Origin of the sequence: Nonomuraea rhodomycinica (genome assembly GCF_013363995.1) — a bacterium.
Lineage (GTDB): Bacteria > Actinomycetota > Actinomycetes > Streptosporangiales > Streptosporangiaceae > Nonomuraea > Nonomuraea rhodomycinica.
Genome location: NZ_JABWGO010000013.1, coordinates 84561 through 107361, shown reverse-complemented (window position 1 = coordinate 107361; position 22801 = coordinate 84561). Strand labels below are relative to the sequence as shown.

The window sequence follows — 22801 nt, the reverse complement described above, 5'->3', positions numbered from 1 at the left end:
GGGTCGTGCCCGCCAGTACCCTTGATGGCATGGCAGCTGGTGGTAGGGCGTCGGGCAGGCCCGCGAAGAAGAAGGGCCCGACCAAGGGCACCGGAGGTCAGGTCCGCCGCGGCCTGGAGGGCCGGGGCGCGACCCCACCCGCCGAGATGCGCCACTGGTACAAGGACAAGGCGCGCGCCGAACGCGTCGCCCGCGAGGAGCGTGGCGGCGGCGGTGGCGCGCGGCGCCCGGCCGCGGCCCGGCAGAGGCGTTCGGAGGACGCGCCCGAGTACATCGGCGGCCGCAATCCCGTGCTGGAAGCGCTGCTCGCCGGGGTGCCGGCCAGTGCCCTGTACGTCGCGCAGCGCATCGACAACGACGACCGCGTCCGTGACTCGATCAAGATCGCGGCCGAGCGCGGCATCGCCCTGCTGGAGTCCTCGCGCGACAAGCTCGACCGCCTCACCGACGGCGCCGTGCATCAGGGTCTCGTACTCCAGATCCCGGCCTACGACTACGCCCATCCGTCCGAGCTGGTCGAACTGGCCCAGGACGCGGCCGAGGCGCCGCTGATCGTCGCCCTCGACGGCGTGACCGACCCGCGCAACCTGGGCGCCATCGCCCGCTCGGCCACCGCGTTCGGGGCGCACGGGCTGCTCATCCCCTCGCGCCGCTCGGCGGGCGTCACGGGCGGCGCCTGGAAGACGTCCGCGGGGACGCTCGCCAACCTGCGGGTCGCCCGCGCCGCCAACCTCACGGCCGCGCTGCGCGAGTACCGTGACGCCGGCCTGTTCGTGATCGGCCTGGACGGCGAGGGCCGCACCGACATCGGCGACGTCGACCTGCTGACGGAGCCCCTCGTGGTCGTCATCGGCTCGGAGGGCAAGGGCCTGTCCCGGCTGGTGCGCGAGCACTGCGACGTGGTGGCCCGCATCCCGATGCGCGCGGCGGCGGAGTCGCTGAACGCGGGGGTGGCGGCGGGAGTGGCGCTGTACGAGGCCGCTCGTCACAGGAGTCGCTAGGCTCTACACTGGTAGGCCGTGCCGACGTAGCTCAATCGGCAGAGCATCTGTCTTGTAAACAGAAGGTCAGGGGTTCGATTCCCCTCGTCGGCTCTGCAGCTCAAAGGCCCTTCGGGATGATCCCGGAGGGCCTTTGTGATCTCCGTACAGCAGCGCCGTACAGCAACGCGTTCAGTGGATACCTGCCGCTCACTGCACACCTAGCTCCTTGCGCATCAATCGCAGGTATTCATCGAACGCTGATGAGAGCGGTCCTTGATCGCCTTTGCCATTCGCTCCGAAGAAGGCCATGAGTTCCTTGGTCGCCATTTCGGCCGCGCGATGAGTGGAGGGAGATGCGAAGACCCGCACGGTGAGAAGCCGCTTGTACAGTCCATCGAAGTCGTCTGCCTCGAAGTCACACGGCGCCGGGCCTTCGTCGTAGGGGTTGTGACGTGCTGCGATGTCCCAGTAGTGGTCGAAGCTCTTGAGGAAATCTACGTGTGCTTCCCTCCGATGGTCATAGGAGCGCCCTTGAGCCTCCCGCCGCCCTTGCATGAACTGACCGAGCGCAACGCCAGCAAGGGCACTCAGCGCGCCCACTATGACCGACCACATGGCATGACTCCTTCGCGATCGCGGCTGATGGAGTGACATGATCACGTAAAAGCGGCAAGGCTTGCATAAATGTTGCCACTTCGTGAATAGCAAACGCTCCGCCGAGAGGCGGAGCGCTCACGTACCTCTGCCTGATCAACGATCAAGTAACGAGAACGGCACTCATTCCCCCTGCTCGCCAGTGCCCAGGCTCTGCGCCAGTCGGTCGAGTGCCTTGCGTGTCTCTGGACTCGGGATCTGGGTGTAGACGTTCATGGTCACGCTGATCTGTGAGTGCCTGAGGATGCGCATGGCCACGCGTGGATGGACGTCGAGGGCGGCGAGGAGCGAGGCGCAGGTGTGCCGGGTGTCATGGAAGCGGATGCGTGGGACACCGGCGTTCTTGCAGTGGGCCTCGAAGGCGCGGTTAAGGTTTCGTGGTTCGATGGGCGTGCCGTATCTCGTGGTGAACACCAGGTCTGAGTCCTTCCACTTGTCGCCGGCCTTTTCGCGGGCCTGGTCTTGCAGCTCGCGACGCAGCTTCAGGGCCGAGACGCACAGGCCCAGGAGTGGGAGCGAGGCGGACGAGTCGTCGGTCTTGGTCTTGTCCCTGTGCAGGAGCTGGCCGCCGACTCTGGTGAGTTGCCGGGCGATGTGGAGCTCTTCGGCGTCGAGATCCACGCAGTCCCATGCCAGGCCGAGCACTTCCCCGCGCCGCAGGCCAAGGACGAGGACGAGCACGTACGCGGCGTAGAGCGGATCGTCCTGGACGTGTTCGAGGAAGCGACGGGCCTCATCGACGCTCCAGACCACCTGCTGACGCTTCTTCTTGGTCTTGCTGGCGCTGGGCAGTGTGGTCAGCGCCGCGACGTTCTTCGAGATCAGCTCCTCGCGGATGGCGTGGCCGAGGGCTGCTCGGAGAGTGCGACGAATGCCGATGATCGTGAAGCGGGCTGGGTAGCCCTTGCAGCACTTCCCGATGGCGCAGCATCGGCGCTTGGCCTCGGGGCGCTTGTGGTCCTTCTTCTGGTCGCAGCAGGTGCAGAGAGTGGGCAGTGTGTTGAGCCAGGCTTGCACGTCGCGCACGGTCAGCTTGTCGAGCCGCTTCCTGCCCAGGCCGGGAATGATGTACAGCCGCACGAGCGGTTCGTACGCGACGTATGTGGTCGGTTCCCGGTTGGGTTCGACGACCTCCGCGAGCCAGCGCTTGAGGAAGGCCGCGACGGTCTCGTGTCTGGTGGCCACGGGGCCGCTGCGGGCCTGGTCATGGAGCTTGAGCCACTTCTCGTGGGTCTCCTCGCGGGTCTTGCCGTAGGCCCATTTGCGGGTGCGCTTGCCGGCCGGGGTGGTGACCCAGACGTAGCCCGCCCAGCCGCCCTTGTACGGGAAGATCGAGCCTTCACCGTTCGATCGCTTGCTCATCAGGCGGCCTCCTCACAAAGACGGGTCACGTAGGCATCCAGGACGGACGACGGGATGCGGCGGCAGCGGGTGCCGACGAGGATGGATGTGATCTCGCCGGAGCGGATCAGGTTGTAGAGGGTCCAACGGCTGACCTTGAGCACGGCCATCGCTTCCGGGACGGTGAGGAGGTCAGCGGTCATGCGTGCCCCTCTCCGTTGACGGTGGCGGCGAGGGCGGATTCGCCCGGCGTGAAGCCCTGCCCGGCGTACTTCCAGTGGGCAAGGACGAGCGTGCTGGTCGGGTCGTACGGCAGGCGTTGCAGCTCTTGGGCCTCGCGGTACTCCACGCGGACGCGCCGCAGGGCGGTCAGGGTGGTCGAGTAGGCGCGGCTCTTGGTCGAGAAGTGGCCTCGGAAGCCGAGCATGTGGGCCCATTGCCGCAGGCGCAGCGGGGCCAGGTCCGGATGGGTTTCGGTGTTGCCGAGGTCCCAGGCGGTGCGGATCAGGCGGGCGGCGTGGTCGGTGACGCCGTGGGTGTGCAGGCGGGCGAGGTCGTGGTGGGTGACGCGGCGGTCCAGGGTGCCGGAGGTCTCGGCGGCCTTGGTGGCGTACTTGGCGATGTAGCCCGCGACGGCTGCTTCGGACAGGGTGCTGGGGCCGGCGGTTCGGATCGGGCGGACGTCGATGGTGCCCCAGGTGAGTGGGTGGCCGGTTCGCGGGGCGGGCAGGCGTACGGCTTGGGCGGCGGAGTGGATCGTGGTGGTGAGCAGGTCGAGGGTGGCCCAGGTGGGCGGGGTTGTGAGGGTGTCGCCGTCGCGGCCGTCGAGGCGGATGACGGCGTGGAAGTGGACGACGCCCCTTGCCTGGTACTCGGCGACCTTGGCGAAGGACAGGCGGCTGACGCGGGCGAACTCCTTGCGGGTCAGGCCGGTGGTGGCGGCCAGGTGCTGGCGGAGGTAGACGGTGAAGCGGTGCCACAGGGCGGCGGCGTGGGCGTTCCACAGGATGTGGGCGGTGTAGTCGTAGCTGTCGGCGTCGAGCGGTTGGCCGATGGTCGGGTCTCCTTGGTGGTGGCGGGTGAAGCATGACGGGCCGGTACGGCGTGCATGGCAGACGTTGGCGGTGCCGTCCTTGTCAGGACCCTGGTGGACGGGGCCGAAGGACGGGGCGGTGAGCGTGGCGAGGACTCTGGGATGGGTGCGGACGATCTCGGGAACCCCCTTGTCTCCGCCGAGCAGGCCCGCGCGGATGAGGTGGAAGGTGTCTTGGCGGTAGGTCTCGGCGCAGGCTGGGCAGCGAGAGGCGCGGCGGTTGCCGCAGCGGACGAGGAGCTGGCCGTGTGGTTCGTCGCGGGTGGTGTAGGCGTTCAGGACTTCGCCCGTGGTGCCGTTCAGGACGGCGGATTCGCCGGTCAGGCGGATTGGGTCGGTGCAGCCGCGGAGTCGGTCGACCTGGTGTAGCCATCGGGTGACGTCGTGGTTGGAGCGGCGGGCCAGGTCCCGGATGACCGGACCGATGAGGTCGCCGAGCTGTGCGGGCGTTTCGGTCATTGGGCCTCCTCTCCGCTGCCTTCGCAGCTCGGGCAGTAGACGATGATCAGAAGGTGGCTTTGGATCGAGCGGACGCGGACGGAGCCGTATCCGTCGCATTCCGGGCAGGGCCGGTCGCGCATACTGGAGTTCCTTCGTTGAGTGCGGAGGGTGACGCCCCACGGGGACGGCGGGCTGCCAGGCTTGAGCCGTCCCGTGGTGGCGTCGTTGGTCAGTTCTGGTTGTCGATGCCGGTGCCGGAGCAGTCGCGGCAGGTGTCGTCGTCGTACAGGCCGGTGCCGTTGCAGGTGGCGCAGGCGTAGGCGGAGATCACTGGGGTTCCCCTCCTTGTGTTGTGCACGGGCAGGGCTGGTCGGGTGTGGTGGTGTCGCAGTCGGGCGGGTCTCCGTCGAAGTCGCAGCCGTATCGGGCGCAGCAGGCGCAGAACGGGCACGGTAAGCGGGTCACGGGTGGATGCCGCATCAGTCGGCACGGAGGGCGACCTTGGCCCGTTCGCACACGGTGGTCATCGAGTGCCCTTTCCTTGGCAGGTGGGGCAGGTCTCCGTGGTCTCGATGACGAGGGTCGGGCCGGTGGGCTGGGGCTGGCTGCGGTAGGCGGTGATGGTGCCGGAGCCCAGGCAGCGGCGGCAAGTACAGGTGATTCATGCGGGGCCGCCCTGTACCGGGACCCAAGCGGCGCGGTTGCCGGCGGCGTGGCGGACGGCGGCCACGACCTAGCCGAGGTTGGTCGAATCCAGGATGGTGAGCGCCGGGCCAAGCTCGACGGGCAGGGCGTAGGCGATCGAGAGGGCGATGCGAAGCATGGCGTCCTCTCCGCGTGAGCAGGGCAGCTGGCCGCGGGTGAGGGCGTTGTGGACGGCCTGCCAGTCGATGACCGCGAACGGTTCCTCCAGGTCCACGGCGAGGGTCTGGAAGTCCGATCGGCGTAGCCAGGTGCCGTGGTGGATCAGCAGCTCCACGGCGGCTTCCATCGGGCAGGAGCCACGGGCCCAGGAGCGGGCGGCCTCGATGATGAGGTCGTGGTGGTTCATGCGACGGGTTCCCTTCGGATCAGGGTGAGCAGGTCGTTGGCCACGTCAGTCGAGACCTGCATGCGGATGGCGAGCTGGTCGCCGGTGATGGGCCGGTGGTGCTTGGTGTGGTGGTCGCCGGCCAGACGGCGGGCGTAGGCCAGCAGCGCCGGGGACACGGCGGGTTCGGGTTCGCGTTCGGCCGAGGGCAGTTCGACGGGGTCGACATGTACGGCCTGAGCGATCTCGGCGTCGGTCTCTGCGGGCTCGGCAGCGGCCGGCCTCTCTGGACGGTGCGAGGCGCGGCGTTCCAGCATCGACACCGAAACCAGGAAGGCCACGGCAGGTGTGGCGGCGGTGATCCAGCCCCACACGGTCGGCCGGGCGGTGGCGAGATTCGCTGCCAGGGTGAGGACGATGCCGCCGGTGAGCACGAGTGCGGGCCAGGACATCAAGCCGCATCGGTGGCGGCCGGTGCGCTTGTCGCGTTGGAGTTCGCGGGCAGCCATGACGCACATCAGGTCGATGCACACGGCGACCGCCCATGACTGCCAGCCGACTTGTCCGTGCCGAGCGGCCAGATCGCTGATGTGGGTGAAGGACCCGACAGCGGCGATGACCGCCAGGACGACGACGGGACCGGTGTCGACCAGCCGGGCGCGGATGTGGTTCATGGCAGGGCACCTCCCTTCGGTTTCGGGCATGGGGCGGGTAGGGACCTGGCGCGATCAGGCCGGCGCCGGGGCCTTGGGCAGGTGAGTGGTTAGGTGGGTTCGCCTTCGCGGGCCAGGGCTTCCAGCTCGGCGTCCGTGACGGTCACGGTGTCGGTGCCGGTGAGGAGATCGGCCCAGGCGGGCGTCAGCTCGGCGTTGGTCTGGGCGGCGGCCTCGGCGACCTCTTCGCTGACGTAGACGGACCGAGCCCGGTACCAGCGCCCGTCATCGCCGACGACGACGGCGGTGCCCGGCATGTTCGCCGGGATCTGACGGGCCGCGTCGAGGGCGGCCGGGTCGGTGTCGCCCAGTGTCATGGTCGCGGTCTCCGGGTCGTTCACCCGGTGGCAGACGCGGCCGGACAGTTGGGATCGCAGAGCGGTGACGCCGGGACCGAGGTCGGAACCGACCCGTTGACCGCACACCACCAGATACACCCCGAACGCCCGGCCGAGCTGTGCCAGCCGCAGGAGCGCGGTGGCGGTCGAGGCGATCTCGTCCTTCTCGCCCTTGTGAGCCATCAGGAACAGCTCCGCCACCTCGTCGACCAGGACCACGACCGGGGTCGGGCGCAGGTCTTCGGGCAGTCTCCAGATGTTGCGGACCTTGTTCGTACGGCACAAAGCCATGCGGGTCTTGACCAGGCAGATCAGGTCATCGAGCAGCCCGACGCATTCGGCCCGCTCGGTGGCGATGGCGGACAGGCGTGAGCTGTAGGCGGTGAGTTCGACGCCGCCCTTGAGATCGAAGCCGACCAGGGCGACGGGCTGGCCTGACAGGCCGGTGATCAGAGCGTTCAGCAGAGTGGACTTGCCGGACTGAGTCGCACCGGTGTTGAGCCAGTGCGGGACCGTACGGAAGTCGACCACCCACGGCGCGCCGGTCTCCAGCAGCCCGACCCGCACCCGCAGCAGCCCTTCAGACAGCACGGGTGCGCGAACTTCGGACAGCGGATCACCTCGGGTAGCGAGCAGGGTGATCCGGCCAGGCCGTGACGCCACCAGCCGCACCGAATGCACGCGCCAGGCGTGGGCGAGGTTGGGCAGCCGGGCGGCATAGTCATCCGGCGTCTGACCGTCCATGAGCTTGACGTTCACCCGGAAGCCGAGACGACACGGGCGGACGATGCCGAGCCGGGGTGGTTTGTCGATCTGCACCCGGCGGACCTTCCGCTTGTGGGTGAGCGAGATCGTCGCGTGGCCGACGACCGGAAGGCCGTCGAGGGTGTAGCGCCAGCGGCGGCGCTTACGGGTCAGGGAGCAGCCGAGGGCGACGTTGCCCCAGGTGAAGTAGACATGCAGGGTCTTGAGCGGGTAGCCCACGACCAGCCAGAACGAGACGGGGTGCAGCCCGCGCCACACCAGCAGGATCGTGCAGGCCGAGGCCACGGTGATGGCCAACGGGATCAGCCAGTCGGACATACTTGGGACGTCCTTTCGAACCTTCGAAAAGGGCTGGCCCCGGGAGCGGGCGAACGAGCTGCCTGGCGACGCGCCCGCTCCCAGGGGTGTACCTACGGGTCAGGCGGCCTTGGGCATGGCCACCGTGATCGTCTCGGCGCGAAAGCCGAGACCGGACCTGCCGTTCATCGACCAGAAGAACGCCGCCAGGCCGACCGGCCGGACCTGCACGCCCTCGGGGATCTGCGGGAACGTCTCGCTGGGGAACGTCACCACGATCACCGGGTTACGCCGGTCGTCGTTCGGCTTGGGGAGCAGCGGGATCGTGTACAGCTCCCGCCCTTCGGCGTCCCGCTTCACCTCGCCGGTGGCGCGATCCACGATCTTGGGCTCAGGCTCGCCCGCGACCGTGAACGCCAGGCTGGTGATGTCGACGGGGATGTTGCGCATGTTGATCTCCTCTGAAGGTTGCCTAACTTGGCTAGGCATCTTGTTGATGCCTTCATGTTGCCCAGCATGGCTAGCCATGTCAAGCATCCCGAAGGAACTGGACTAGGCAACCTAGAAGAACTAGGCTGATTTGCGTGATGAGTCTCGATCCCGACGACCCCCGCCCGCCGTACCAGCAGGTCGCCAACGCCTTGCGCGCCGCGATCCTGACGAAGAAGTTCGAGCCGGGGGAGAAGCTGCCCTCAGGCCACGACCTCGCGAAGAAGTACGGCGTGGCGCGCATGACCGTCCAGCAGGCCATTCGCCTGCTGCGGGACGAGGGCCTGGTCGTCTCACGCCAGGGAAGCGGCGTGTTCGTACGCGAGCGCACCGAACGGCCGGTCGAGCTGCGTCCGCACGTTGAACGGGCCTTCGAGGAACAGAACGTCTCCATCGACTTCGCCGGCTTCTCCGGCGAAACCCTCAACGGGATGCTTCAAGAGCCTTTGGACAAGATCCGCCTCGGACGGCTCACCCCAGAGTCGATCAACATCCGCATCCTGGTCCCCGACATGGAACACCCCATGTCCCTGCCCTGCCGGACCGAAGACCTCAGCGACGATCCCGTCATCCGGACGCGCGCACTACGCATCCAGCAGCGCAGTACCCAGGCCATCGCCGACGCCGTGCATGAGCTGGCCGACCTCGGACTCGTCAAAGCCGCGACCGTACAGGTACGCGTTCACCAGACCGCGCCCGCGTTCAAGTTCTACGTGATCAACCGCGAGCGCGTGTTCTTCGGCTTCTACCCGGTCGTCAAGCACACCGTGCGCATCAAGGGGGAGCCCCACGAGCTGTACGACGTCATGGGCAAGGACGCGCTGCTCTTCCACTACGAGATCACCGAGGACCCGACGTCGATGGCCTCGCAGTACGTCAGCGAGGTACGGCGCTGGTTCGACAGCATGTGGACCACCATCAGCCGTGAGGTCGACCTGTGACCACCGCCGCCGACCTCGCGCGCCAGGCCGACGCCGTGCTGCTCGACTTCGACGGGCCGGTGTGCCGGGTCTTCGCCGGCCTTTCCGCATCGGTGGTCGCGGCCCGGCTCAAAGAACTGCTCACCAGGGAAGGCGTCCAACTGCCCCAGGACGTCGAGGCCCTGGACGACCCGCTTAAGGTGTTGCGCCGTACGGCTGACTTCGCTCCTGAGCTGGTCGACACGGTGGAGACCGCGCTCATGGCCAACGAGGTCGAGGCCGCGACCTGCGCTGAGATCACGCCGGGCGTTCGCGAGTTTCTCGAAGCATGTGCAGAGGCCGGCAAGCCGGTCGCCATCGTGAGCAACAACTCCGAGCCTGCCATCGAGACGTTCCTAGCCCTGGCGGACTTGGGGGAGTGGGTCACCGCGGTTTCCGGGCGCCCCATCGGGGAGCCGAACCAGATGAAGCCGGACCCGGGATCGACGCTGCGAGCGTGCAAGGCACTGGGAGTCGAGCCAGCGAGGGCCGTGCTGATCGGGGATTCCGACTTCGACATGCAGGCCGCACACAACGCAGGAACACGCAGCATCGCCTATGCCACTGAGCCAGCCAAGGCCGAACGCCTCACGCAAGCCGGGGCTGACGCAGTGACCAGCAGCATGGCCGAACTGGCAGCGCACCCGCAGTAATGACGCCGTCCCGGCAGTCAGTCAAGATCGCCCGTGATTCATATCTTCCCTACGTCATCAAGCCGCCGCCCGATGGGCGGCGGGCGGCCGGGCGGTCCGGGCGGGCGTGCGGCCTCTCCGGGCCGGTCCCGCCCGGCCACCCCGCCGCACCAGCGGACGCAGGCAGAAGCGCATACGGAACGTTCACCGGCACCACGAGGTACGTCGACTCCCCGACTGAGCCGATGACGTCAAAGCATGCCTCCGGCGGGAGCACTCCGACACCGAGGTATCGCCACATGGCTCTAAACGTAGATGGGTGGCTGGGGGCTGAACACCTCGCACATCATCGACCCAGGCAAGCCCAGCAGACCGGCTCCTCCGCATCAAGCTCAGCTCTGACCGCAGGACAACGCGATTGAGGAACAGCGACCGGCGAACGTACAAGCGAGCCGAGCTTGACACTCCAGCCCCGGCCTGCTGCCGCCACGCGGTGAGCCGACGGCGTACAAGGTGATCAGGGGGTAGAGGCGCGCGTTTCGGTGCTCCGACAAGTGGCGTTGATAGTGCCCCATGCGAGGTTTACTCCGCTTTCTTCTCAGGCACGCCTCCTCCATCGTTGTCACGGCTGATAAAGCGTCCCCAGCCCGGCTTATCCTCGCATGGAACGACATGCCATTCGCGGAGCCACTTTCTCTTGAATAGAGATTTGTTCTCGGCCGCCTCGACGTATGTATCAAAGAAGCCTACCGAGCCCCCTTCTCTCTCGATCCAGTCATGCATCTCTAGATAAGAGTGAAATGTGGTGTCAACAATGGTGAGAAGTCCGTTCAGCTTCAAGTAATCAAGATGTGCATGAGAATGGAAATTGACGTTTTCGATCCTGGATAGCTTGGCGAAGGTTGCGCCGCCGAACCTGGTGTTGCTCATGAATTCTACATTTTCACACCAGAACCCGCCTGTGAACGATACGGCCCGGAAGGTGGTGTATTGACGGAAGGTGGTTCCGGTGAAAAATGCCGTCTCGCCAAACTGGCTACTATCGAACTGTGCGTTGTCCTCAAATTCGGCATCGGTAAACCATGCCCCTTCGCGGAAATCTGCCGATTCAAAAAGTGCTTCATCCGTAAATTTGGTTTCCCCGAAGCTGCAAGAGGCGGAGGCCGTAACCTTCTTGAAGTTGACGGGGCCTTCGAAGATTGTCCTATAAAAGGAAGCGCCCTCGATGAATTCGGACTGCTCAAAGCTTGCCTCTGTGAGCTTGGCGTCTTGAAATGAAAGTCGACCACAAAATTTCGCCTCGTTTAGTCGAATGGAACCCTCTACTCTTGTGCTGTCGAAGTCGGCGGTGTCTGTGAAGGTAGCTCCGGTCAGCTTCAATTCATATTTGAAGCGTGCGCCAGAAAAAATTGCCGAACCAATGAAGCGCGCGTTAGATAGATCGATACTCCCTACGCTGCAATCCTGTAGTGAGAAGTTCTCCAGCATTGCGCCCTTGAGGTCGATAGATACGTTATCCCAGAATTGCTCTGAGGGAGACGTGCCATTGTTGTTAAGCAAGTGATTTCTGAGGAGCGTTTGCGCGGCAAGTCGGACCTCTCGCTCTTCGTCTTGAGCTGGCTGTCCGGATGCGCTCGAGTCGGTGTCTGACTCTTCCTCTGCTGCCCTTGTAGTGCCATTGTGATGAGGCATTCGCAAGTATGTGCAGATCACGTTCACAATGGTCTGGCGATGCTGTAAGTGATTCTGTGCTAGGCGCTCCAAGCCATACAACCCTCCTAGGCGAACCACTGCTTTTTCTCCGCCTAGTTGCTCTACTGCCTTTATGTAGAGTTCGGTTACTCTCCGTTCGTCGGCGTCATGCTGACTGTGCCGGGCGACCCTTTCATTATGTCGGTGAGTCAACTCGTTTAGCCATTGCTTCCGCGCTGTCAGTAGTAGTGCTGCGAGTCCTCCTATGCCGACACCTACTGTAAGGCCGGTCTTGATAGCATCGAATTCTAAGGCTGCATTTCCATGTGCCGCAGATCTAAGAAGGGCTATTGCTGACCACGTTGCTACCGCGGCGACCAGCAGTCCGATCACTATCGACCACCAAGGAAGAACGCGAAATCCTGGTGTCTGCTTCGAAGATGGCGAGCGAGACGAAGTCATCCACAATCCAACACCTGTCGCGAAAGCGCTAAATGCCGCTAAGGCAAGAAGGGCGGGTTTAGGGAGCGAGTCCCACCACGTGACGACCTCGTGCCACAATATTATTACGACAGCAAGCGCTGCAATGATGCTTGCCGCTACAAGCGCAATGGCAGTAGTGCGACGACTCAAGCTTGCCCTCCGAGTTATGGCATTCAATTGCAAGCTGCTTGTTGGTGATCCTTTTGTCGGGCTGAGTTAGTTTGGGTCCAACCTGCGAGCAATCCGCGCAACATAGCCCAAAGGTATGACGGCCTTAGGTTCGCTGTCGTACTGAGTGTGCATCTGTCGGGGTGCAACTTCAAGATCTGCTTCCCCATAGACATCAACAACAGGATCTCGCGAAGATCGGTTCATGCACTACGTCCGTGGACGTGACCTCGCCCGACTGGTGCCGATCAACCGTTGATTGGTGGGTGACTATCTGAGTGACGAACGAGGCGTACGGCTGAGGGCACTCACGGGGACTACTTGACCGTTGACCCGGGTCAGGATGTCTTTCGAGCCTGACCGACCGGTGTCGCGGTCGAGCGGCTTCGCATCGAAGTGGTCTAAGGCCGTGACGATCGCTGACTTCGGTTCCGGGCCTCTCGGACTGGGGCGATCGCTGCCGCAGATCGACTTCGTCGATCTTTGCCACCGGTCTGCGGGGGGCTGTCCGCCGGGACTTGCTCTTATCGCGCGTCACCGACGATGAGCAGGGACCACCAGCGACGAGCCTCCGCGTGGGGCCAAGGGCCGGCGAAGGCGTGTACAGGGGTGTCGAGTTGTGTGACCTTGTGGATCAGATAGGCGCCGCTGTGTGCGATCAGCTCGTAGTAGACAGCAGTGCAGGCACAGGTGAACTCCTGGACGCGGGACCGCTCAGGTGCAAGCGCTGTCCAGGCGAGAACTGTGTGGTTGGCGCGAGCACGTGCCGGATGCGGGGACACGGCGGGGCACTCCCAGTCGGGTGAGTCGCTGAGGTCGGCGGCCTGGACGCACTGCTCGTCGGACATGCTTCGAATATAGACCTCTCTATACCTCTGTAGAGGCATCTAGGTGTTCTTGCAGGTCAGAGGGCATCTATGTTTTGCAGCGTGGCGGAGGACAGCGACTATCCAGAGATCGACAGCGATGGGCCCGAACTCGTCTACATGGTCGTGGCCAACCACATCGCCGGGAAGATCGAACGAGGCGAGCTCAAGCTTGGGCAGCGGCTTCCCTCAGAACTGGACCTCGCGGAGCAGTACGGCGTAGCCAGGATGACCGTTCGTCGTGCGATGAAGGAGCTACGCGAGCGCGGCCTCATCCGGAGCGTTCACGGCAAGGGCACCTACGTGCAGCAGCCCGATCCTCCCGCTGAGAACGTCGATCGGTGACGGTTGCTGTACAGCAACCCGTACAACAACGTCTGAACCTCACGCCCACATCGATTACCAGACAGCGTTTCGGCCAGCCTTAAGAGCAATATCAGGCGTTCTGCGATGCTCATGGGTTTGACGCAGAGCTGGTAGGGCTACAGGGTTCTACGGGACGTTCGTGAACTGACCATGACGACCTGGCTCATGCAGAACGTCGGCGAGGCCCCCGGATCGGCGAGGAGTTCGCGCATCGGGTCAGGTCCCTCCGTGAAGGAGACCGCGACGTTGTCTGGCATCCGGTTTAAGCGGCAAGCCAACAGCAAACGACTCTTCGACCCGCCAGCGCAGCGCGACTGTGTGCGATTGAGCAACGTGTACGCCACGCCCTGGCAGCTTGCCGAGGACGCGGATCAGACGCTGCCAGGGGAGTACCTGCGGCTCGGTCGGCTGGCGGAGTACTTCAACGGATCGGCCGCACAGTTGCCGAAGGTGATCCAGCGGATCGATCTCGATCACGACCGGATTGCTTTCCGGCGCTGGGATCGTCTCCGACTGGTGACCGGTGCCCGGCTATGGCTGCTGGTGGTCCCGTCCAGGCAGATTGTCGCCGTGCTCAGTCTCGATGTGACCTGCGAGCTAGCACACACGATCGACCTGCTCGAGGACTGCTACTACCTTGATGTGAAGGTCGAAGGCCAGAGCGTCACGACGCTGGCCGCCGAAGCACTTGGCATGGGGGGCGTATTTTTGCCCGAGCGGCACCAGATCGCCTTCGGGCCGATAATGTCCGCCACCAAATATGATGACATTGTCCAGCGGGTCATCTACCGCGCCGACTTGCCGTATCGCAAGGAATTCAGTGCGATCACCTATCCAATGGAGCTAAACCGGAACCCGGGCGCGGTAGCCGCGGTAGGACCGTATGTCAGCGTCTTATGCGGTCAGCAGGATTACGTCGAGAACAGCGTCTTCCTGTCCGCGATCCAAGGCGTGGCCAGCGCGGCACGATTGCGCGAGATCCGAGCAACGGTTTATTCCGCGGTGTCCACGTTCCGCGCTACCGACCGTACGCACCAGGGCACGCAAATGCGGCGCAAGACTCTGGAGAGTCTGAGCGGCCAGCTCGGAAACATGGAGCTGGACTTGAGCTACAGCGTCGAAGCGACGGCGGACCTTGGTTTACTTGTCCCCTCGCTGCGAGTGGCCGGCTACCACGACGCCTTGTACGAGGCGATGGGGCTGGGGGCCAAGGCAGAGACGGTGGCCCGAATGCTGCGCCGCCTTGAGAGGGCCACCGCCGCCGAGTTGACCGCAATCGAAAGCCAGGAACGTCGTGCGGACGAAGACCGGCGGCTACGCTGGGCCATAGCCATCGGGTTCGTGTCCACACTCGCCGTTCCTGTCGGCTTGATCCTCGCTTTTCTCGGCATCAACGCACGTGAAGTCGACAATAGTTGGTCGATGTTCGACGTCCGTTACCTGCCCGTCTACGCGCTCGCAGTCCTCATCGTTCTTAGTGGGGTGCTGGTATCGGCCGCGCTCTACGCCCAGCAACGCCGTGCAATGCGCCGCAATGGCAAATCGGAGGAGCCTGCGGAGTAGATCCCTTCTGCCCCTGCCAGGTGACAAGGCAGAGCGATGGTGAGGCGTATGAGCTCGGCTGGATCGCGCAAGCGCTTCGCCGGTCAGGGTTCGATCATCGATCGACGAAGACGTTCTGCGATAGCCGAGAGGGCTGGAACAGCAGAACCCGCTGTTGCTGTGCAACAGGTACCGTCGCGATGCGTTCGTCTCCTCAAGGTCACGTCAGATGAGCGGGGCCTGGCGTGCTACGTAGTCGTCACTGGGGAACCCGTATCGTCGCAGTTCCTCGTCGAGAGGCTTGGGCCTGCTCTAGGAGCAATGTCGTCATGGCCGAGGAGGCATCGAAGTTCATCAATGAATGGATCGCCAGCTTCGACGACTGACAAGTCTCTTCGAACCGGCCCTCGGCTCCTGTGACGCGCGGGCTGTACAGCAGCACGTACAGCAACGCCGTCTTATGCGATCACACCCGGCCAGCGCGCATCTACCGCCTGAGCAGGCCGAGGTGTCCTCAACGAGTGGTCTGCCCTTCCCTTGTAAACAGAAGGTCAGGGGTTCGATTCCCCTCGTCGGCTCTGCAACAGGAAGCCCCTGAACAGGCGATATGCCGTCAGGGGCTTCCTTGTTTGCGAAAGGATGTGGCGACCGTGCTCATGAAGTGCCCTTGCCGGGGCGCTGAGGCAGTCTCGTCCACATCCTGTGGCGGCAACCCTGGATTGGGCTTAGGAGCTCAGTTCATAGCGGTACCAATGGCGCGGATCGCCGTCCTCGTGCAGCCACAGTGTCCCGTCTCTGCCGATCTTCCCTCGCGCCCAGCCGGTCGGGTGTCGGTCGTCTGGCAGAAGCAGGTTCGCTCGGTCTGTCTCAGTGACGGCTCCGCCCTCTCTGCGGGCCCTGCGGATCTCCCAGCGGAAGCCGCCACCTGCTCGGTGCTGATCGAGGAAGGCAAGCTCGGCGCCGGAGACCGCCAGGCCGCTGCACCGTGTGACGGGGTTCGGTGTGATGCTCCGGACGCCGTCACCGTCGATCTCGATCAGCGGGAAGTCGGTGTAGGGGCAGGCGTGGACCACCTCATGGCCGACATTCAACGCATAGCAGTCGCACCAGACGACGTCTGGAGTGTGGGATGGCGCCATCCAGGGTGGGCTACCGTGGCTGTCCCAGCGCGCGAGTCCGATCATGAACCTGTAGGAGCGGGTGCCGTCCGGGTTGGCGAACCAGTAGTTCGACTCGTCGAAGTAACTGGTCCAGATGTTGCCCTGGGCGTCGGTCATGAGCTGCTCGATGCCGTCACCAGCGTAGAAGGCCGCTTGGGTCTGTCCGTCTCTGTCGATCACTCGGACGTTGTCGGTGAGGTGTAGTTCGTCCTCTGGAACCAGCCATCGATAGCGCTCGATGTCGACGCCCACGGGCTCGCAGCGTGCAGCGGCCAGCACGATGCCGTCACCGAGGGTGTCGATGTGGGTGAACCACAGGCCGAGATCTGTCAGCGTGATCTCGCGGACCTCGGCTCCGTCGCAGATGACGGCGGTCGCGTCGTAGCGCGGGGGCGGACGTAGCGCGGAGAAGTGCGGGACGGGGGTGAAGCCCTGAGAGGGGTCGGCGACCAGGGCGGCGAGCCGGCCGCGGTGGTCGATGGTTGAGGCCAGGACCTCATCATGGGCGTAGCGGTCGGGAAGCGTCGCGTGCAGCGCGAGCCGGCAGTCAGCGGCCATGGGCCTTTCTTGTTGTCATCCCTCGATGATCGCATACAAGGCGGCGCCGAGTCGTCGGTGCGGTCGACCGAACGCAGCTCGGGTCTGCAGCCAACAGTCGTCCCGGTCACCGCTCTCCGGAGACGATCGATCACGTAGCGTGCGGTACCGCGGCCAGGATTGCGAGCTGAACAAGATCGACGTACGTCTATGCGGGCAGGTGGGTCATGGTTGCTTCTGAAAGCCACCTTGGGAGCCACCCGCGCGGAGGATCAAGAACTGAGATGATCGGATCTGAACAGCCGGGGACCTCATGACCAGCCCGGCGAACGCCGGACGGCTGCGGAGATCGTTTGGCAGTCTCGTAGACAATTCCCCTCATCGGCTCTGACAGGAGACCTCGTGGAGATGGAAGAGCATCCTGGCACATGGACCTACGACGCTGAGGTGGGAGCTACGTACGTCTACCTCCGAGGTCCTATCGCTGAGGGTGGGGTCGCGCGGACGGTCACGATGGATGAAGCGATGGTGAACTTGGACCTCGACGCTGATGGTCGCGTGATCGGTATCGAGATCATCGCTGAGTGGCCGGGACAATAGCGAAGTGGGCCCTCCTGGACGTACTGTGCCGGACGGTGGGAAGGGGGCGGCGACGCTTCGTCGGCTGTGTAACAGCAAGGCTCCTGAGCGGCGCCTGTCTGGCTTGACTCCTCATTTCTTTGAGGCGCTACAGCGGCGATGATGACGGCGATCTACTTCTCGTTCGGCGAGTGAGGATGCCCTCCCTTTGAGATCGTGATTGCTCTTCGCCTGGGAGGAAGCAGGCATGCCGATTTCTCCGGCAGATTTCGATGCGATTTTCACGGAAGGCGCGCGCTTCCCGTGGCCGAGCGGCCATACGTTGCGTATCGAGCTGCGCGAAGTGGCGAAGCTGGAGCTTCCCACTGGTCGGCTGGTCGCCCGCGACAACGGCATCCGGGTCGCGGACCCGTTCGACGAGACGCAGGCGTTCGCGCACTCCGTCAAGAACGGCAGCTATACGGTGGTGCTCGCGATCGCGGAACCCGAGGCTCGCAGCTATGGCGCACGTCCGAGGGCGGCTGCCGCCAAGGTCGTCATCTCGGCTGAGGAGGTGGCTTCCTGGGAGATCGCACTGCGCCCTGGCCAGCGAATGGCCGACTTGGCCGACGACGCCTTCTTCGGATTCGCCGTCGACAGCGGCCAAGGGTGCTTTCTCGACCTTTCGACGCTGCCGTTCCTGCGGCGTCTTCAGCGGGACGAGACTGAACTCGACGCGGCCCGGGACCGGGTGATGCGGGACTGCCATGCCGAGTTGATGGATCCGCAGGCCGGGACGAACATCGTGCTGTTCGACTGCGGGATGGGGGATGGTGCCTATCCCACCTGGCTCGGCCGTGGCGTGAGCGGGGAGATCGTGTGCTTCGCCACGGATCTTGAACTGCTGTCGCACAGTTCTGGTCGTCCTCCCACATGACCTCTGCGTCCAACATGACCTCCGCGTCGCTGATGGCGGCCGATAGCTTGGCCCGCTGGTGTGGTCATGTGGTCGAACACTCCCTGTCCCGACGGATCGCCTCATGTCTTGCGGTGATGAGGTGGAGCCGCGGCGCGGTGCTCAGGATGAACTGCGGCGCTGTCGTCTGGCGGCGATGTCGGCCGTGATGAGCAGCCCGGCAGGGACGGCTATGAACAGGAAGCCGCTCGGTCCGATGAGGCTGACGGCCAGCGCTCCCCAGGCCAGGAGCGTCCAGCCGACGTACCCGGGAAGGAGCTGTCCCTGGCGCCCGGCCCGCGCCGCCAGGAGGCCCAGCAGTGCCAGCACCACGACGAATCCGCCGGGCAGCGCCCAGAACGTCGCCACCGAGTCGCTGTCCGCGGCGTTGTCGTGGAGGTCACCGGCGAGCCAGCTGGACCATGGGGCCAGGGTGGCGAACAGGGCGGTGTGCGCCACGGCGATCACGAGCATGGTTCGGCCGGCCCAGATGGTGAGCCGGCTCGGGGGCGCGGGCGGTGCCGGTGGGACGGCTGCCGGTGGTGCGGGTGGGTTGGCCGCGGGTGTGAGGCTCATGGGTGCCAGCTTCTCCGGGTCGCGGCCCGGCGTGCTCCCCTGCCGGAGGGATGTCGATCCCTCCGGCAGGGGAGTGGGGCACGTGTGGCTCCCACGGTCGTGGGCGGCTCTCCCGGTCACAGACGTGTCAGGGCGGGAGCGCGAGTGATCGGGTGGCTGTGGAACGGCCGGCTTGTGAACGGAGGGGCGGGGCCGGCGGCGAACCGGGAACCGCGGTCACCTGAGCGCCTCGCGGATCAGCGCCGCGTCGTGGTCGAGGAGTTCGCGCGAGCGGGTCTTCCAGTCAACGGTGATCGCGACGCCGTCCCCCGGATAGCGCGGCACCACGTGCAGGTGCAGGTGGAAGACATCCTGACCGGCGGCTTCCCCGTCGGCCAGTGACAGCCGCACGCCGTCACAGCGGAGTCCGGACGCGCGCAACCCGGCCGACACACGCCGTGCCGTTCGCCAGATCGCCGCACCGATCGCGTCGTCGGCGTCCGCGAGCCCGGCCATGTGCGCGCGTGGGATCACCAGTACGTGGCCGATCGTGGCGGGTCTGTGGTCCAGGATGGCCACCACGCTGTCATCGTCATGGACGACGCTGGCCTCGGCTCGCCCGGCGATGATCTCGCAGAAGACGCAGACTGCCATACGGATCATGATGTCGGTCGGGGCAGGTCCGCCGCACCCGGATTTCGTGCGACGGCTTCCGTCCGCCAAGGGGTTGCGAGTGACCGCTTTGGGTGATCGTGGAGTGGAGGGAGGGAGGTCACGTGCGGAGGATGATCGCGTGCCTTTCACTGGTGCTGCTCCTTTTCTCCTGCGGCTGGTCACAAGAGAGGTCGGCCGGTGATGCTCGCGGCCTTTCGTCTGACGAGTTCCGTGAGCGTGCCCGGGAGGTGGCGGAGCGCCGGCAGGGCTCGGCCGACGACCGGGCCTGGCGGGAAGGGTTCGTCGCGCTGGGAGCGCTCAACCCCCTGAGATGGGCCCGCGTGGGCGGCATCCCGGCCTGGGTGAACAGAAGCGCTCACAATGGTGCCTGGCGGCTGGCGGCCGAGCTGCCCGCGGACTCCCCGCCCCGCGCCGACGCGCGGTGACAGGGCTGCCGGTGCTGCGGGGACTGAACAGGCGCTGACGTCCGTCGCCGAGGCTCTGAGCGGCCTCCTTTCCGATCTTGTGGGGGTGTCTGATGGGTGGCCAAGGCCGCGCGGTGCCTGATGTGCGGACGAGCGTGCTCCGGCTGGCCGAGACGTTGGTGATGCTGGCCGCCGGCGCCGATGAGCAGGTCGCGTGGTGCCGGCGGCACGGCTGGGGCGTGGACGAACTCGCTCTCGATTTCGACTGGGCGAGGAGCTGGGTGGTTCGGAACGTGGACGAGCAAGCGCCGGGACTGCTGTCGCCGTTGCTCCACGACGTGCTGGAGCGCATCGACGATCGCCTGGAGGCGATGAGCGGTGAGGCCGACGCCGGCACCTGGACTCCCCGCGGTCTCGCCGTCGATCCTGAGTGGGAGGAGGTACGCCGTCTCGCCCGGCGGGCGCTTGCCGAGATGGCGGGGCCGGTGCGCGTTCCCCGCCCTGAGGAGCTGTGAACCGGCCGGTGGGATGAGATGCCCGAAGTGGTGGGTCTAGGGTCGTGATCATGGAGATCGACCACGTCACCGAGATAGTCGTCGATGCCGCGCGCGTCGCGATCCTCCCCCGCTTCCGGGCGCTGGCCGAGGGGGAGGTGGCCGAGAAGTCGCCCGGCGAGGTGGTCACCGTGGCCGACCGTGAGGCCGAGGAGCTGATCAGCCGCCGGCTGCGCGAGGTGCTGGACGCCCCGGTCGTGGGTGAGGAGGCGGCCGCCGACGACCCCCGGCTGCTCCAGGCGTTGGGGGAGGCTCCGGCGGCGTGGGTGGTGGATCCGCTGGACGGCACCGCCAACTTCGTCGCGGGCCGTCCCGACTACGCGGTGATGGTGGCGCTGGTGCGCGGCGGGGAGACCGTCGCAGCGTGGATCGCGCAGCCGGCGCAGGGACGCGTGTACGTCGCCGAGCGTGGCGCGGGGGCCTGGCGTGACGGGGTCCGGCTGCGCAGGGAACCCGCTCCCGGCGACCCGGCGGCGCTGCGCGGGGCGGCGCTCACCAGGTTCCTCGATCCGGCGGCCAAGGCGCGGGTCGAGGCGGCCGCGCCCCGGTTCGCCGCTCTGCGGCCGGGCAGCGGATGCGCCGGTGTCGACTATCCCCGCCTGGTGGACGGCGAGCAGGACTTCGTCCTCTTCCAGCGGACCCTGCCCTGGGACCACGCTCCCGGTGTCCTGCTGCTGACGGAAGCGGGTGGTCACGCGCGCCGCCTGGACGGCGGCCCCTACCGGCCGGCCGATCCGCGTCCCGGCCTGCTCGACGCCGCGGACCCGGCCTGCTGGGGAACGGCGCGGTCGCTGCTCCTCGGGTGATCGCCGCTCCGGCCGCGACCGCTGCTCATCGGCCGATCATCGCTGCTCCTCGGCTGATCGCAGCCCCGGCCGCGATCGCCGCTCATGCCCTGACCGCGGCCCGCTCATGCCCGGTGGGACAGCCGTTCCGCCAGGATCCGGGCGCGGGCGAGCTGGACCTTGCGCGCCTGGCCCGCGGCGAACCCGGCCACGACCCGGGGAGCCGTCAGGTCGAGCCGGTCGCGCACCCGCGTGCCCCCGGTGCCGTCCGGCGCGAGGCCGAAGCGGTAGGCCATACGGACGCGCCCAGGGCTTCGCACCTCGCCGTACACGGACAGCCCGTCGGTGTGGAGTGCCACGTCGATCGGGTTGTCGTACGTGAGGAACCGGAGGAGCCGGAACCGTTCGACGGCCGTGTACCGGATCACCCCGGGCCGCGAGCGGTCCACGTCGCGGACGGCCACCACGAGCGGCGACAGGCCGATGTAGCTCTCCGGAGTCGTGAGGTGCTCGAACACCTCCTCCGGCGCGGCTCCCACGCGATATTCGTGGGTCAGCACCCTGTTCGACACCCCGGCCTCCCCTGCCTGCGCCTTTTGTCGCGGAATTTTGGCAAGATCCCTCGCTGCCGGGGAAGCGCGGAATGATCACGAAAGATGCCAGTTGAGGCGCAGACGCGACAACTGACATGATCTCGCTGGTTCTGTCACCCTGTGCAGCGCATGGAGCACCCTTGTTCAAGCGTCGTGGTTTGATCTTGTCCGCAGCCCTCACCGCGCTGGCGGTGGGCGTCGCCGTTCCCGGCGCGGCGGCGGGCGACGAGTTGGATGATCCGACAGCCCCGGGTCCGGTGTACAAGACGGTCACGGACAAGAGCGCCCTGCTGTCCTTGCAGACCAACGGGCGCCCGGACGGGCGGGACATGGTGTTCCGGATCTCGGGCTCCGTGTACGCCAACATCGAGGGCAACGCGTACGACCCGACCCTGCGTCACGGCCAGAAACTGTTCAACATCGAGGGCTACAACATCCGGCGGCTGTACCGGGTGCCCGGCACCACGCAGCTCTACCAGCTCTCCCGCGAGATCGTCTTCTACACCGACCCCGCCGACCCGACGAAGGTCCTGCGGGAGTGGAAGAACCCGATCGACCAGAAGACGTACCCCGTCGTCCCGATCAACAACGACGCGGTGAACTTCGGCCCGTTCAACGTCACCCCCTCCTACGTCGGCCCGCCCCTGCGGCAGATGCACGACGAGACCGAGTGGACCAGCGACATCCCGGTGCGCACGGACCTCAAGACCGCGCTGGGCGAGTCGTTCGGCCTGGTCAACGGCGTCTACGCGGCCCAGGAGATGTTCGACTTCTACGTCGACGACCGCGAGGTCGCCGCCCGCACCGTCGTGGGCACCGTCCCCAAGGGGGCGATGAACACCAAGATCAGTTGGGCGAGGACGAGCCCGTGGGCGCCGTTCATGTGCCTGCCGGAGACCGACGTGCGCGGGCAGCTCACCTACCACGCGCGGAGCTGGTCGCTGCAGTCCTACAGCGAGATCGAGCCGTGGCTGCGCGCGGAGGTCGAGGCCGGCTACCCGCTCTACACGGCCGCCCCCACCGCGCCCGGCCCGAGCGAGACGTCCTGGACCTCCTTCTACAACAAGCAGCTCGGCAAGGGGGCCACCACCTGGGCCGCCTGGTGCGCCGCCAACGGAAAGGCCTGACGCACACCATCCCAGCCGTCGGCGCCTCGGGAGGCTCCGGGCGGCT

The 22801-nt window shown here is 65.9% G+C and carries 25 protein-coding genes and 1 tRNA gene; 12 read left to right on the top strand and 14 right to left on the bottom strand.

The genetic code is table 11. The features are described 5' to 3' along the window. The first annotated feature begins 29 nt into the window (after positions 1 to 29). Entirely contained in the window at positions 30 to 1001 is a 972-nt protein-coding gene (gene rlmB / locus HT134_RS37595; protein WP_175605251.1) for a 23S rRNA (guanosine(2251)-2'-O)-methyltransferase RlmB, read from the top strand. Between the two features lie 20 nt (positions 1002 to 1021). Further along, positions 1022 to 1094 (top strand) — tRNA-Thr (locus HT134_RS37590). A 96-nt stretch (positions 1095 to 1190) separates the two neighbouring features. On the opposite strand, the gene HT134_RS37585 is transcribed toward HT134_RS37590, so the two are convergent. From HT134_RS37585 to HT134_RS37550, 8 genes are all read right to left on the bottom strand, one after another. Then, a complete protein-coding gene (locus HT134_RS37585; RefSeq protein WP_175605250.1) occupies positions 1191 to 1598 on the bottom strand; it encodes a hypothetical protein in 408 nt (135 codons plus the stop codon). 162 nt (positions 1599 to 1760) lie between these two features. Beyond that, positions 1761 to 2999 (bottom strand): site-specific integrase, encoded by a 1239-nt coding sequence (locus HT134_RS37580; protein ID WP_175605249.1) that lies wholly within the window; start codon positions 2997 to 2999, stop codon positions 1761 to 1763. Then, positions 2999 to 3181 carry a helix-turn-helix domain-containing protein gene (locus HT134_RS37575; RefSeq protein ID WP_175605248.1) on the bottom strand — a complete coding sequence of 61 codons (183 nt, stop codon included), beginning with the start codon at positions 3179 to 3181 and terminating at the stop codon, positions 2999 to 3001. The genes HT134_RS37580 and HT134_RS37575 overlap by 1 nt, the downstream gene beginning before the upstream one ends. Then, positions 3178 to 4530, bottom strand: coding sequence for a replication initiator (locus HT134_RS37570; protein ID WP_175605247.1), 1353 nt, complete (start codon positions 4528 to 4530; stop codon positions 3178 to 3180). Before HT134_RS37570 ends, HT134_RS37575 begins: the two co-directional genes overlap by 4 nt. Before the next feature lie 715 nt (positions 4531 to 5245). Continuing rightward, positions 5246 to 5563: a hypothetical protein gene (locus HT134_RS37565; RefSeq protein ID WP_175605246.1), complete on the bottom strand. Its 318-nt coding sequence runs from the start codon at positions 5561 to 5563 to the stop codon at positions 5246 to 5248. Continuing rightward, positions 5560 to 6216: a DUF2637 domain-containing protein gene (locus tag HT134_RS37560; RefSeq protein WP_175605245.1), complete on the bottom strand. Its 657-nt coding sequence runs from the start codon at positions 6214 to 6216 to the stop codon at positions 5560 to 5562. The genes HT134_RS37565 and HT134_RS37560 overlap by 4 nt, the downstream gene beginning before the upstream one ends. Positions 6217 to 6305: 89 nt before the next feature. Continuing rightward, positions 6306 to 7676: an FtsK/SpoIIIE domain-containing protein gene (locus HT134_RS37555; RefSeq protein WP_175605244.1), complete on the bottom strand. Its 1371-nt coding sequence runs from the start codon at positions 7674 to 7676 to the stop codon at positions 6306 to 6308. A gap of 99 nt (positions 7677 to 7775) precedes the next feature. Next, on the bottom strand, positions 7776 to 8105 hold the full coding sequence (locus HT134_RS37550) for an SCO3933 family regulatory protein (protein WP_175605243.1): 330 nt from the start codon (positions 8103 to 8105) through the stop codon (positions 7776 to 7778). 137 nt (positions 8106 to 8242) lie between these two features. Here HT134_RS37550 and HT134_RS37545 point away from each other — a divergent pair, with 137 nt between their 5' ends. Together HT134_RS37545 and HT134_RS37540 are read left to right on the top strand one after the other, a co-directional pair. After that, positions 8243 to 9085: a GntR family transcriptional regulator gene (locus HT134_RS37545; RefSeq protein WP_175605446.1), complete on the top strand. Its 843-nt coding sequence runs from the start codon at positions 8243 to 8245 to the stop codon at positions 9083 to 9085. Next, complete coding sequence (locus HT134_RS37540) at positions 9082 to 9756, top strand: HAD family hydrolase (protein WP_175605242.1); 675 nt, start codon at positions 9082 to 9084, stop codon at positions 9754 to 9756. Before HT134_RS37545 ends, HT134_RS37540 begins: the two co-directional genes overlap by 4 nt. Before the next feature lie 561 nt (positions 9757 to 10317). On the opposite strand, the gene HT134_RS37535 is transcribed toward HT134_RS37540, so the two are convergent. Both HT134_RS37535 and HT134_RS37530 read right to left on the bottom strand, forming a co-directional pair. Then, on the bottom strand, positions 10318 to 11820 hold the full coding sequence (locus HT134_RS37535) for a pentapeptide repeat-containing protein (protein ID WP_175605241.1): 1503 nt from the start codon (positions 11818 to 11820) through the stop codon (positions 10318 to 10320). Between the two features lie 782 nt (positions 11821 to 12602). Then, positions 12603 to 12926 (bottom strand): hypothetical protein, encoded by a 324-nt coding sequence (locus HT134_RS37530; protein ID WP_175605240.1) that lies wholly within the window; start codon positions 12924 to 12926, stop codon positions 12603 to 12605. 81 nt (positions 12927 to 13007) lie between these two features. On the opposite strand from HT134_RS37530, the gene HT134_RS37525 reads away from it, so the two are divergent. Further along, the gene (locus tag HT134_RS37525) at positions 13008 to 13289 is read left to right on the top strand and encodes a GntR family transcriptional regulator (protein ID WP_312888724.1); all 282 of its coding nucleotides are present in this window, start codon (positions 13008 to 13010) and stop codon (positions 13287 to 13289) included. A gap of 249 nt (positions 13290 to 13538) precedes the next feature. Then, entirely contained in the window at positions 13539 to 14873 is a 1335-nt protein-coding gene (locus tag HT134_RS37520; protein WP_175605239.1) for a hypothetical protein, read from the top strand. A gap of 704 nt (positions 14874 to 15577) precedes the next feature. Here HT134_RS37520 and HT134_RS37515 read toward each other — a convergent pair. Continuing rightward, on the bottom strand, positions 15578 to 16570 hold the full coding sequence (locus tag HT134_RS37515; protein WP_175605238.1) for a hypothetical protein: 993 nt from the start codon (positions 16568 to 16570) through the stop codon (positions 15578 to 15580). A 387-nt stretch (positions 16571 to 16957) separates the two neighbouring features. Here HT134_RS37515 and HT134_RS37510 point away from each other — a divergent pair, with 387 nt between their 5' ends. Together HT134_RS37510 and HT134_RS37505 are read left to right on the top strand one after the other, a co-directional pair. Then, complete coding sequence (locus HT134_RS37510) at positions 16958 to 17149, top strand: DUF2283 domain-containing protein (RefSeq protein ID WP_175605444.1); 192 nt, start codon at positions 16958 to 16960, stop codon at positions 17147 to 17149. Positions 17150 to 17375: 226 nt separating this feature from the next. Further along, a complete protein-coding gene (locus HT134_RS37505) occupies positions 17376 to 18044 on the top strand; it encodes a DUF4241 domain-containing protein (RefSeq protein ID WP_175605237.1) in 669 nt (222 codons plus the stop codon). A 141-nt stretch (positions 18045 to 18185) separates the two neighbouring features. Here the strand turns inward: HT134_RS37505 and HT134_RS37500 are convergent, their stop codons facing one another. Together HT134_RS37500 and HT134_RS37495 are read right to left on the bottom strand one after the other, a co-directional pair. Continuing rightward, positions 18186 to 18638, bottom strand: a complete 453-nt coding sequence (locus tag HT134_RS37500; RefSeq protein ID WP_175605236.1) for a DUF6463 family protein — start codon at positions 18636 to 18638, stop codon at positions 18186 to 18188. A gap of 216 nt (positions 18639 to 18854) precedes the next feature. Continuing rightward, positions 18855 to 19271: an HIT family protein gene (locus HT134_RS37495; protein WP_175605235.1), complete on the bottom strand. Its 417-nt coding sequence runs from the start codon at positions 19269 to 19271 to the stop codon at positions 18855 to 18857. A 248-nt stretch (positions 19272 to 19519) separates the two neighbouring features. Between HT134_RS37495 and HT134_RS37490 the strand changes: the two genes are divergently transcribed. From HT134_RS37490 to HT134_RS37480, 3 genes are all read left to right on the top strand, one after another. Further along, positions 19520 to 19717 carry a hypothetical protein gene (locus tag HT134_RS37490; RefSeq protein ID WP_175605234.1) on the top strand — a complete coding sequence of 66 codons (198 nt, stop codon included), beginning with the start codon at positions 19520 to 19522 and terminating at the stop codon, positions 19715 to 19717. Between the two features lie 134 nt (positions 19718 to 19851). Then, complete coding sequence (locus HT134_RS37485) at positions 19852 to 20211, top strand: hypothetical protein (RefSeq protein ID WP_175605233.1); 360 nt, start codon at positions 19852 to 19854, stop codon at positions 20209 to 20211. A gap of 50 nt (positions 20212 to 20261) precedes the next feature. Beyond that, positions 20262 to 21056: an inositol monophosphatase family protein gene (locus HT134_RS37480; RefSeq protein ID WP_217708822.1), complete on the top strand. Its 795-nt coding sequence runs from the start codon at positions 20262 to 20264 to the stop codon at positions 21054 to 21056. A gap of 104 nt (positions 21057 to 21160) precedes the next feature. Here HT134_RS37480 and HT134_RS37475 read toward each other — a convergent pair whose 3' ends face one another. Next, the gene (locus tag HT134_RS37475; protein ID WP_175605231.1) at positions 21161 to 21607 is read right to left on the bottom strand and encodes an SRPBCC family protein; all 447 of its coding nucleotides are present in this window, start codon (positions 21605 to 21607) and stop codon (positions 21161 to 21163) included. Positions 21608 to 21792: 185 nt separating this feature from the next. Here HT134_RS37475 and HT134_RS37470 point away from each other — a divergent pair, with 185 nt between their 5' ends. Beyond that, positions 21793 to 22755 carry a DUF1838 family protein gene (locus HT134_RS37470; protein ID WP_246366266.1) on the top strand — a complete coding sequence of 321 codons (963 nt, stop codon included), beginning with the start codon at positions 21793 to 21795 and terminating at the stop codon, positions 22753 to 22755. Positions 22756 to 22801 lie beyond the last annotated feature (46 nt).

Excerpts from the sequence above, each read along its gene's own strand:
- HT134_RS37545 (WP_175605446.1), top strand. The coding sequence starts at position 8,243 with ATGAGTCTCGATCCCGACGACCCCCGCCCGCCGTACCAGCAGGTCGCC.
- HT134_RS37560 (WP_175605245.1), bottom strand. The coding sequence starts at position 6,216 with ATGAACCACATCCGCGCCCGGCTGGTCGACACCGGTCCCGTCGTCGTC.
- HT134_RS37505 (WP_175605237.1), top strand. The coding sequence starts at position 17,376 with ATGCCGATTTCTCCGGCAGATTTCGATGCGATTTTCACGGAAGGCGCG.
- HT134_RS37580 (WP_175605249.1), bottom strand. The coding sequence starts at position 2,999 with ATGAGCAAGCGATCGAACGGTGAAGGCTCGATCTTCCCGTACAAGGGC.
- HT134_RS37480 (WP_217708822.1), top strand. The coding sequence starts at position 20,262 with ATGGAGATCGACCACGTCACCGAGATAGTCGTCGATGCCGCGCGCGTC.
- HT134_RS37530 (WP_175605240.1), bottom strand. The coding sequence starts at position 12,926 with ATGTCCGACGAGCAGTGCGTCCAGGCCGCCGACCTCAGCGACTCACCC.
- HT134_RS37500 (WP_175605236.1), bottom strand. The coding sequence starts at position 18,638 with ATGAGCCTCACACCCGCGGCCAACCCACCCGCACCACCGGCAGCCGTC.
- rlmB (WP_175605251.1), top strand. The coding sequence starts at position 30 with ATGGCAGCTGGTGGTAGGGCGTCGGGCAGGCCCGCGAAGAAGAAGGGC.
- HT134_RS37515 (WP_175605238.1), bottom strand. The coding sequence starts at position 16,570 with ATGGCCGCTGACTGCCGGCTCGCGCTGCACGCGACGCTTCCCGACCGC.
- HT134_RS37585 (WP_175605250.1), bottom strand. The coding sequence starts at position 1,598 with ATGTGGTCGGTCATAGTGGGCGCGCTGAGTGCCCTTGCTGGCGTTGCG.
- HT134_RS37575 (WP_175605248.1), bottom strand. The coding sequence starts at position 3,181 with ATGACCGCTGACCTCCTCACCGTCCCGGAAGCGATGGCCGTGCTCAAG.
- HT134_RS37510 (WP_175605444.1), top strand. The coding sequence starts at position 16,958 with ATGGAAGAGCATCCTGGCACATGGACCTACGACGCTGAGGTGGGAGCT.
- HT134_RS37495 (WP_175605235.1), bottom strand. The coding sequence starts at position 19,271 with ATGGCAGTCTGCGTCTTCTGCGAGATCATCGCCGGGCGAGCCGAGGCC.
- HT134_RS37550 (WP_175605243.1), bottom strand. The coding sequence starts at position 8,105 with ATGCGCAACATCCCCGTCGACATCACCAGCCTGGCGTTCACGGTCGCG.
- HT134_RS37570 (WP_175605247.1), bottom strand. The coding sequence starts at position 4,530 with ATGACCGAAACGCCCGCACAGCTCGGCGACCTCATCGGTCCGGTCATC.
- HT134_RS37555 (WP_175605244.1), bottom strand. The coding sequence starts at position 7,676 with ATGTCCGACTGGCTGATCCCGTTGGCCATCACCGTGGCCTCGGCCTGC.
- HT134_RS37565 (WP_175605246.1), bottom strand. The coding sequence starts at position 5,563 with ATGAACCACCACGACCTCATCATCGAGGCCGCCCGCTCCTGGGCCCGT.